The 9,559-nt window shown below is 42.2% G+C and carries 6 protein-coding genes and 2 pseudogenes; 2 read left to right on the top strand and 6 right to left on the bottom strand.

Annotation, left to right across the window (positions count from 1 at the left end):
- Nucleotides 1-26 precede the first annotated feature (26 nt).
- Together A142_RS15215 and A142_RS15210 are read left to right on the top strand one after the other, a co-directional pair.
- Nucleotides 27-1,679, top strand: a pseudogene (locus A142_RS15215) (VolA/Pla-1 family phospholipase); the annotation flags it as partial.
- Nucleotides 1,680-1,902: 223 nt separating this feature from the next.
- Nucleotides 1,903-2,460 carry a PhnA domain-containing protein gene (locus A142_RS15210; protein WP_017060062.1) on the top strand — a complete coding sequence of 186 codons (558 nt, stop codon included), beginning with the start codon at nucleotides 1,903-1,905 and terminating at the stop codon, nucleotides 2,458-2,460.
- 81 nt (nucleotides 2,461-2,541) lie between these two features.
- Here the strand turns inward: A142_RS15210 and A142_RS15205 are convergent.
- The 6 genes and pseudogenes from A142_RS15205 to A142_RS15180 all read right to left on the bottom strand — a co-directional run bounded on the left by A142_RS15205 (nucleotide 2,542) and on the right by A142_RS15180 (nucleotide 9,496).
- Nucleotides 2,542-3,697: pseudogene (locus A142_RS15205) on the bottom strand (BamA/TamA family outer membrane protein).
- A 256-nt stretch (nucleotides 3,698-3,953) separates the two neighbouring features.
- A complete protein-coding gene (locus tag A142_RS15200) occupies nucleotides 3,954-4,859 on the bottom strand; it encodes a LysR family transcriptional regulator (protein ID WP_019825860.1) in 906 nt (301 codons plus the stop codon).
- Nucleotides 4,860-5,014: 155 nt separating this feature from the next.
- The gene (locus A142_RS15195) at nucleotides 5,015-5,440 is read right to left on the bottom strand and encodes a hypothetical protein (RefSeq protein ID WP_019825859.1); all 426 of its coding nucleotides are present in this window, start codon (nucleotides 5,438-5,440) and stop codon (nucleotides 5,015-5,017) included.
- A gap of 16 nt (nucleotides 5,441-5,456) precedes the next feature.
- Complete coding sequence (locus A142_RS15190; protein WP_019825858.1) at nucleotides 5,457-6,629, bottom strand: patatin-like phospholipase family protein; 1,173 nt, start codon at nucleotides 6,627-6,629, stop codon at nucleotides 5,457-5,459.
- Between the two features lie 204 nt (nucleotides 6,630-6,833).
- Complete coding sequence (pdxY, locus tag A142_RS15185; protein WP_019825857.1) at nucleotides 6,834-7,691, bottom strand: pyridoxal kinase PdxY; 858 nt, start codon at nucleotides 7,689-7,691, stop codon at nucleotides 6,834-6,836.
- Nucleotides 7,692-7,897: 206 nt separating this feature from the next.
- On the bottom strand, nucleotides 7,898-9,496 hold the full coding sequence (locus A142_RS15180) for a bifunctional aspartate transaminase/aspartate 4-decarboxylase (protein WP_019825856.1): 1,599 nt from the start codon (nucleotides 9,494-9,496) through the stop codon (nucleotides 7,898-7,900).
- Between the last annotated feature and the right edge of the window lie 63 nt (nucleotides 9,497-9,559).

Here is a 9,559-nt window from a genome sequence, read left to right as displayed (position 1 = left end):
ATCTTTAAATTTAATTACGCAACAAAGCCTCTGCAAACCTCAATGGTGTATGGAAAGGCAGTGCAAACCCTAACTCTGTTGACCTGACGACTGCTTACACGATGCAGTTTGGAACACCAGAACCTTTTAAAGATGCACTTACCAGTGACACTGATTTTGATAAGTATATTGGTGGTGGCGACGCGACGAAGATTACAAAAGCAAAAACTGCCATCGAGACTATGTATGATGCTGTTGGTACCGCTGTAAATGTTGGCCAAGGTTTCGTTCAACTTCCTCATTACTTAGAGAAAGGCAGTAATGAATGGAACTCTCAACCTTTTGAATCAGGTATGCCTAGCCTCGCCAAGATTTCAAATGCTTTAAGTAATAGCGCTGAGCAAGCCAACATGGCGGCACAGCTAGTTGCAGCAGGTATCGACACTAGCGTATTAGCGACCAGTCAAACAGAACAGCTGAAGTTAATCGGTTTAAACTTAACGCTGGCAGATGGTTCACCACTTGATAATGACAGAGTAATTACTAAGTACTCTCCAGTTCCACAAATTAAGTCATTAGAAACTGTAGAGTTCTTGTTATTTACTAAGAATGGAGCAACACCAAAAAACGTTGTCATCTATCAGCATGGCATTACCTCAGCTAAAGAGAATGCTTATGCGTTTGCTTATAACTTAGTGGGCGATGATACAGCAGTTCTAGCAATAGATTTACCAATCCATGGTACACGTAGTCTAGATGATACTCGTTCTGCTAATTCTGACGTTTTGGCATATCTAAACCTAACTAACTTACCAGTAGCGCGTGATAATGTACGTCAAAGCGCACTTGATGTAATGGGCTTACGTGCTGCATTGGCAGTATCATCGCAAGCAAACTTACTAGACGGCTCACCACTTGACAAGTTTGACCTATTTCCACCTACACTCTCCGAAGTTAAATTCTTAGGCCACTCTTTAGGCGGCATTGTGGGGACGACAGCTGTTGCTGCTTCTAACCGCACTTTAGGCAGTCCAACAGCTGATGCTCTGTATTCGTTTAGTTCTGCAGCTTTTGAAAACTCTGGCGGTCAAATATCTAACCTTCTACTCGGTTCTACTGAGTTTGGTCCTCAGGTTAAACACAATATTGCGTTGAGTGCTTCAACGGAATACGCGAGTTTCGCAAGTGCGACCTGTGCCAGCCTATCAGACAAAATCTGCTATGAAACGTTTGAAAGCAATGCAACCACAGCACAACTAGCAGTGATGACGGCTGCATTTCAGCAATTTGCATACGCTGCTCAAACCGTGCTGGATTCCATCGACCCGTTCACTAACGCTGACCACCTATTAAGCTCTGGTTCACCTGTTCTTCCTATTTATATGGGACAAGTTCAAGGCGATGATACGGTGCCTAACTCTGTGGCAAGTGCTCCGTTTGCCGGAACAACACCATTAGCAACAAAGCTTAACCTAACCGTCGTGAATTCAGGTAGTGCAGCACCAAGCAGCGCCGGTACGAGCGAATTTGTGAAATTTAATGATGTTGCAGCACACAGTACCTTTGTTATCCCGCAAGATGAGACGACTCCATTACCTTTAGACTCTGCTCACCATGCAGAAATGCAAGCACAAGCAAAAGATTTCTTGGTAAACAACAAATTGAGTACAGTGTCCAACGCAGGTTCTGTATTGGAATGATAACGAGTTCTAAATGAAACCAAATGCCAGCCTAACCGCTGGCATTTTTGTATCTGTCGTTCGAACAAATCCCCTAGTTAACCGTTTGCATAAACCTTTAAAACACAAATGGTTGATCTCAGCTAAAATTAATCAAGACAGAATACCGTACGACCTCTTTCTTTATTGTAAATAAAGTGGATAATAGCCCCGTAATTTAATACCTAATAAATGTGAGTCCATTATGTCTTCTGAAGCTACGATGCTAGAACGCTGCCAATCTAAATGTGAACTATGTGGTTCTGATTCTTCTCTTACTGCATACGCAGTGCCGCCACACAGCCACGTAACAGTGGATCACGGCATCATGGTATGTGACAAATGTCTTGGTGAGATTGACGATCCTAAAGATATCAACCACTGGCGTTGTCTTACTGACAGCATGTGGAGTCAAGAGGCGCCAGTTCAAGTAACTGCATGGCGTCAACTTACTCGTCTGAACACAGAAAGCTGGGCTCAAGACGCGCTAGACATGATGTACCTTGAAGAAGAAACATCAGTTTGGGCACAAATCGGCATGTCTGCTGATGACAAGCCTCTTGATGTAAACGGCGTTGAACTTAAGAAAGGTGACGACGTAACAGTAATTAAAGACCTGCCAATCAAAGGTACTAACCAAGTGATTAAGCAAGGTACTGTTATCCGCGGCATCAGCGTTGGTGACGATCCTAAGCTTGTTTCTGGTAAAACAAACGGCGGTCAATCAATGTACGTAATCGCTGAGTTCTGCCGTAAGAAGTAATTCTTCTTTTAGCTGAACAAAATCTAAAAAGGCGCTGAATAGCGCCTTTTTTCTTGGAAAAATTTCAACTCATGAGTTGTTCTAGAAACCACTGCCTATATTAAAGTAGATAGCTCGCTCTTCATGGCTCTGCGCGTAGTCCATACCAAGGTGTAAACCGTAACGTCTTGCGATTTGATATCGGAAACCGACACCTCCTGCATTTACCGTACTATCCTGACTTATCTTGCTATCTTGTTTTGCATTACCAGAACCGTAGAACCCAGAAACCTTCCAGCGATGATTAATGCTATACGTCAATTGCCCTTGTATAGTTTCAATCTCATCCCCTTGATAACGGTAAGAAGACACACCACGTAAAGAAACATAAGGCTTCGCTGTTGGTGATACAAACAGATCTTTCTGTTCGAAGTTTTGATAGTTTGCGGCCAAGCCTAACGTCCATTTATTGGTGATTGGGATATAAGCTTCACCATCAATGTTGAGATTACGGTAATTGTAATCACTGCCAATGGCATCATCATAAATCATGTAATCAGCAGACAACTTATAGCCCTTAGTCGGATAAAATAGGTTATCTCGCGTGTCATATTCTACCTCTAACCCTAAACCTGACGTGACCGATTCGTTACCCAAGAGTTTATCTAAAAGTGTATTTTCGAATTCAATTTCAGACTTTGCCAGTAATTGCTTTATACCCAACATCCAAGGTGTATTTCCGAGTCTAAACTGTACCTTTTGAGACAGTACAGCAACGGAAGTTGATGTGCCTATTCTCAGGTCATGGTCAATCGGTGCCCAATCGATTGATGTGTACAAATCTAAATTCGCAACACCAAAACCGCCCCCCCCCAGTATAACGAATAGCATCATTCATCCATGAACGTCTATGGCCACCAAAGACAAACCAAGTATCATTTTCTGTACCGACTACGCCAACCACTGACATTGCAGAAGGAACAAGCTGCGCACCACCATCTATAGCAGAGAGCGCTGCCTGCTTTCGTTGTCGCTTTTCTTCATCCGTCTCATGTAGAAACAAGCCAGCTACACCGCCACCGTAACCCACTGCAGGCTCGGTAATCAAAATTGGAATAGGTAAAAAGCCCGTCGCATTTTCTGCGATGTGATGGCCCATATCAAATTTGCCATCCACAGGATCGTAAAAAGACGCCATAGTAGAAAAAGGGATCAATAAAGAGCTTGAAAATAACGCAAGCACACCACTGCAGTTCATATTAATTGCCTCAAAAAAACCGAGGCGCGAACCTCGGTTGAAAATTTGCTTCCGTGCAATAAACATTAAAAATAATAACATTTTGCTACAAAGAAAGTTCTTTAGCAGCGCAAGCATAATAGCTAGCTCTTAATATTTCCCCTACTCTCATATGGAGGGTCTCGCCCTACAAAATCAAATAATCCATAGATCGTATGAACGAAAAAGGCTCATGTAAATGAGCCTCTATAAACAAATAAACTGTGTTCTTGTGGGATTAATCTCGCTTTAGCAATCGCTCTATGTTCTCTTTAATAACGGATAATACCGATGACTTAACTTCGCTAATTTGTTTAGAATGAGGGCACCATAGTGCAAAGCCAAATTTAAATCCTTGTTCCATTTCAGACGACTGTATAGGTTCGATGTCGTAATGCGAAAATTCAGAATGAGCGAACGTTTTTGGTAGAAGTGCCCATCCTAGACCTGCTTCAACCATTTTGATAACCAGCGCTAATTGGTCGACTTCTTCATTGTCAGAACTAATGGTTATTTTTTCGGACATTCCTTCTTCAATGAAGGATTTTAAGACAAACTGCTTCGCATTTCTTAGCGCTAAAAGTACATCTTCTTTTGCCAAAGCAGAAAACTCGCCATTTTTTTGAACAAAAGGAAAAAATTCTATATGGCCTAAAAAGGTGGCATCAAAACTGTGTATTCCACGGCTGTCATGCACGTTGACCAGTCCAAAATGATACTCACCGCTCTGAAGTCCTTGTTTAATGTCTTTCTTATTTCGTACTAGAAAATTCACTCGTATCATCGGGAAATCACGACGCAACTTCTTTCGAATATCCACAAGGATTTGATGAGGTATCACACTTGAATAAGCAAAAGTAATGTTTTCCAAACCGCCATAAGATAAGCTCAAGGCTACCTTGTCGAAAGTGCGTGCTTGTTCAATTGTTTGCTTAGCATAGTGATAAAGGTGATGCCCGTCTTCCGTTGGTTCTACCGATCGACCGACTCTTTCAAAAAGGCTGACTGCGAGTTGATCTTCGAGATTAGTAATCACTTGCCCGATTGTCGTTCTGTGCTTGTTGAGCTTAACGGCAGCTTTACTGAACGAAAGCTGGTCATAAACGGTAACGAACGCGAGAAGTTGTTCAATGCTGAAATTCATTTTGATGTGCTTATTTTTAATCGTTATATATTTAAATTATCACAGGCTGACGAAATATCTACTTTGTCATAATAATAGTGAGATGAATTCGTCTAGTTGAAACAAAAAAACCTACTTAAGTCAGTAGGTTCTATCATTGAGTTGTAGCGAATAACTTAAATGTACTCGATAACTCGAGCTAGGTAGTTAAAGTCGCCTGAATCACCGTGGTAATTGCGGTAAATATCGACACTAAAATATCTAGGTTGATCCGCTTGAATATGTTCAGCAATACGCTGCTCAATGGACTCTAGAGTTTCACCCGTTTGCGAGTAAATGTATTTCTTGCTGCCCTTCTGAAGTTGGCGTTGCTTAGCTTCTTTATGTGTGATGTAGTTATTCACTTCTACCCACTGACCAATGTAATCAATTGTCACGTAATCTGAAGTCTCTTCAACCATCACCAACGCTGCTTCTTGTTGAACATCGACCAGTTGTAGCATGTCGTTATTTACTTTTTGCTGTTCCATTGAGGATGTGTTTTGTGCCATTGCAGCGCCAGACGTTGCAATAATAAGTAGCGTTAATGCCGTTTTTTTCATTTTACAATATCCCTAATTAAGGTAATTCGGTTACCCAAGGTTTGCCCTGAGTTGCTTTGTGATAGCCATACTCGTATATGGTTAATAGGTAATGTTCATCAAACATGTCTTTGGTTCGTTTGGCGTAACCAAAATCGTGTTCAATGTAAGTAAATTGCATATCAATATTGTTGGCTTCACTGATGTATTTCATTCGATATAAGTCACCACGAGTTTGAGCAAGAGTCAGGCTTGATACGCTCTTCGCTACCAAATCTAGGCCCTTGTCTCGTAACGAGTGGTACGGCGCTTTCAGTGCACCATTTCGAATCACATCAAGCTGTGGTGGTGTTTCTAATCCAAGTGCATCTGAGATCTGTTGATAGTCAAATTGCGATGGATTGAAGAACACTTGAGCCGCTAAGCCACCATCAACGTGTAACTCTTCAAAAGTTTCACCTTCATGTTCCACATTGATAAACTGCGGTGGGAACACTCCAGGAATAGATGCACTTGCGGCCAAAACCTTATAGATAAGCTCGGATTTATTTGGCATGTCACTGTTTGCAATTGCGCCCACATTCCAAATCACAAGCTCGCCGGAATCAAAATGTGTGCTGCCAATGAACAGACGCTTACCATTTCGATGTTGCTCTGCAATTTGCTCAATCATCGGTTCAGGGAACGCCGAAGCAATGAACTGATACAAGCTTTCTCCATCAGTAAACGCATCTTTAAAGACAGTGTTCAGAAAATTCTTTTTGCCAAGGACTGACTTGTCATTAATATTCAACATCACTTCCTTCATCTTCGGAAACGCATCTCCCCCGATGAACACAAACGGTGCCATTAACGCGCCTGCGCTGATGCCTGTCACTATGGAGTAGTCCTTCAGCTGGCCTGATTCTTCAAGCCCGATCAAAATACCGGCACCAAAGGCTCCGTTGGCGCCACCTCCTGACAACGCAAGAATGTTCAGTTGATCGCCTGATACGGTAATCGGCGTGGTTTTATCATCTGCAGAATATAAGAAATCTGGCGCCTCGTTAGACCAAATACGCAGTGGCTCACCTACGGTAGAGGTATCTTCTACTACTACTTCTTTGTAATTATCTTTATTTACACGTAGATCCAGTGTATGAGGTGAACTACAGGCCACTACGAGGAATGACAAAGCAACGGTAAGACTGGAAGAGATTAGACGGTTCATATTTAGGCTCATTTAATTTTCTCTAATGTGATTCAGAGACTCTGTTTAATAAAATTTGAAAACAGAAAAGTTAATAAATAGGGATAAAGTGAAGTCCATCTCTTTGTGGTCGTAATATAGCTAGAGTAAGGCTTAACTCGTAATCTTGTTTGTAGGACGCTATCCATCGAATAGCCATCGCCACCACATTTAGAGTTAAACGCTCTAGGCTATTTTGACTACGTTGAAATCGTGGGTAGGCTCAACAAATTCATATTGAGCATTAATCGTTTGTAGTTCCCAAGTGCCATAGCTCTTAGTCAGCTCCAATACACCGTAGACGGCGTTGTTTGCGTGACGGAATGCAGCCACCGGAGACATTTTTTTCATTAACCCTGCAGTAAATATGCCTGAGATAAGATCGCCAACACCGACCGGTTGTTTATCAAATTCGATATTCGGTCGTTGAGCTAAATAGCATGCCTTTTTCGTTGCGAGGATCATGCTGAACGCATCATCGGGTAATGAGTGCAGATGTTTCACGAGCACCATCTTTGGCCCAAGTTCCAATGCCTTCTTACAGGCTGTAACCGCATCATAAAGCGAGTGGATTTTGGTACCGGTCAATTCGCTCAACTCAAATTGGTTAGGCACGATGACATCAGCTATGGGCAGCAAATGTTGGGCAATAGCCGCTTTCACGCCGTCATCAACAATACAACCTTTATCTGGGTCACCCATTACAGGGTCACAAATGTAGAGTGCACTGTGATTTTTATCTTTGATGAGATTTACCGCTTCAGCAACCGCTTTGCATTGGTCTGCACTTCCCTGATAACCCGAGAGAACCGCGCCACAGTCTTTCAATGCACTGATGTTGTCTAAGCCTCTAATTAAGTTTCGAATATCGTCTGAGCCAAATGTTTGTCCTGTCCAACCTTGCTCATATTGAGTGTGATTAGAAAACTGAACAGTATGGATTGGCCACACATCGAGTCCCATCCTTTGGATTGGAAAAACCACAGAGCTGTTGCCTGCATGCCCATAAACCACGTGAGATTGAATAGAAATAATGCTTTTCATGCGTCGCTCTTTCAGTTTGAAATGGATTTGATTACTTAGATAAGACGACTAAATAAACACAACGGAACATCAAGATAAGAAGTTTTATCGATCTAACCACTGTGCTTATTTGGTCGGAATAGCCTCGACATCGCCGAGGCTTATTCTTAACGAGTTGGACGTCATCGGCTTAAAATCATGTATTCGATTCTAAGCCTGACTTGAACTTATGCGCCTTGAAACTCAGCGAAGTGTTCGTCTAACACCTTGCGAGTTGCACGACCAATCAGTTCGTACTCGTGGTGAGTCAGGTTAGCTAGCGATACACGAACAGAAGCGTGAACTACATCGAAACCTTTGCCTGGAAGCAAGATAACGCCAGTTTCGTGTGCAAGGCGGAACAGGAAGTCTTTGCCCTTCTCGTTCGCTTTGAACCATTCAACGAAAGCTGGGCCGTACAATTTGCCACCTAAAGTGTCGAGCTCAAGCAATGTGTAGTAGTCCACACGATCTTTGTTTTCTTCAATTTCGATACCCATGTTTTTGTACAGAGTTTTGTAACGCTCGCGAATGATGCGTTTGCACGCTTCTTTGTAGTTTTGCTCTGAGTCCATTAGGCAGTTCAATGAGAACAGCGCCATTTGAACTTGTTGTGGTAGTGAAAGACCCGCTGTGTGGTTTAGTGCAACACTTCGGCTATCTGCAACGATACGATCGATGAACTTAATACCACGTGGTTCTGGGTCAAGCGTTTTGTAACGATCATCCAGTTCCAGTTGACGTGATTCTGGTAGGCTGCGCATTGCATCATCGAACACGTTATTGTGCTGAATCGCAATCGAGCCAAGGCGCCAGCCTGTTGCACCGAAGTACTTTGAGAATGAGTAAACACAAAGTGTGTTGTATGGAAGTTTGGCAAACAGTGAAACGAAATCGTCTGCGAATGTGCCGTACACATCATCGGTGATAATGAACAGATCACTACGTTGTGTGTTAACGAAGTCTGATAGGTTATCAAGCGTCTCATCTGAGAACTTCACTGATGCAGGGTTTGCTGGGTTTACCACACATAGCAGTTTGATGTCTTTGTCTTCAAGCTTCTCGATTTCAGACATAGGTAGCTGCCATGTTGTCTCATCTAAACGAAGTTCTACAATCTCAAGTTCGTATTCTGAAAGCTCAGGGATTTCTAGGTAAGGTGTGAAGATTGGTGTGATTAACGCAACCTTATCGCCCTTCTTTAGTAGACCATTGTGAAACATTGTTTGGAATGTGTACGTCATTGATGCTGTTCCACCTTCCGTTGCAAACAAATCGAAATCCGTCGTCATTGGCATTGGACCGTACATCTCTTCTGCAATGTATTGTTTTACAACACTTTCGATATTCGTCAGCATGCGTGGTGGTACTGGGTAGTTACACGCTAAGTACGCATTCACTAGCTCATTTAAGAACACTTGCTTCTCGATACCTAAGCGATCTTTTGCGTAGCTCAGAGCTTTTTCAATGAATTGAACACCTGGGTTCTGTTGATTATTGTTTGCGTAAGAATCAAAACGCTCAACAATACCAACACCATCTGGAATGCCGCCAAAGCTACCATCTAAATATGAATACATGCGCTCCGCCTCCATTACGGCAAATTCACCCAAGCGAATAAATGCTTTACGTGGCAGTGTTGCTAGGAAGTTTGGATTACCACGACCCGCATCTAATAAAGCACGGTCTGGCACTGTTTGTGCAACTTCAATTAATTTATCTTTCAATTCAAAAGGGCTTAAATCAGCGAATTTTGAAAAGTCGATAGTAGTGTTTTTTGTAGTCATAATATTTACCTAATAGTTTAATTTTAAACACTTTCAATTAGAATGAAGTGTTTTACTTAATTG

Source organism: Vibrio splendidus 12E03, assembly GCF_000272105.2.
GTDB classification, from domain to species: Bacteria; Pseudomonadota; Gammaproteobacteria; order Enterobacterales; family Vibrionaceae; genus Vibrio; species Vibrio splendidus_I.
The sequence above is the reverse complement of the archived record's forward strand: the minus strand, read 5'-3'. Positions and strand labels throughout refer to the sequence as shown.

Excerpts from the sequence above, each read along its gene's own strand:
- A142_RS15190 (WP_019825858.1), bottom strand. The coding sequence starts at position 6,629 with ATGAACCGTCTAATCTCTTCCAGTCTTACCGTTGCTTTGTCATTCCTC.
- A142_RS15195 (WP_019825859.1), bottom strand. The coding sequence starts at position 5,440 with ATGAAAAAAACGGCATTAACGCTACTTATTATTGCAACGTCTGGCGCT.
- A142_RS15180 (WP_019825856.1), bottom strand. The coding sequence starts at position 9,496 with ATGACTACAAAAAACACTACTATCGACTTTTCAAAATTCGCTGATTTA.
- A142_RS15200 (WP_019825860.1), bottom strand. The coding sequence starts at position 4,859 with ATGAATTTCAGCATTGAACAACTTCTCGCGTTCGTTACCGTTTATGAC.
- pdxY (WP_019825857.1), bottom strand. The coding sequence starts at position 7,691 with ATGAAAAGCATTATTTCTATTCAATCTCACGTGGTTTATGGGCATGCA.
- A142_RS15210 (WP_017060062.1), top strand. The coding sequence starts at position 1,903 with ATGTCTTCTGAAGCTACGATGCTAGAACGCTGCCAATCTAAATGTGAA.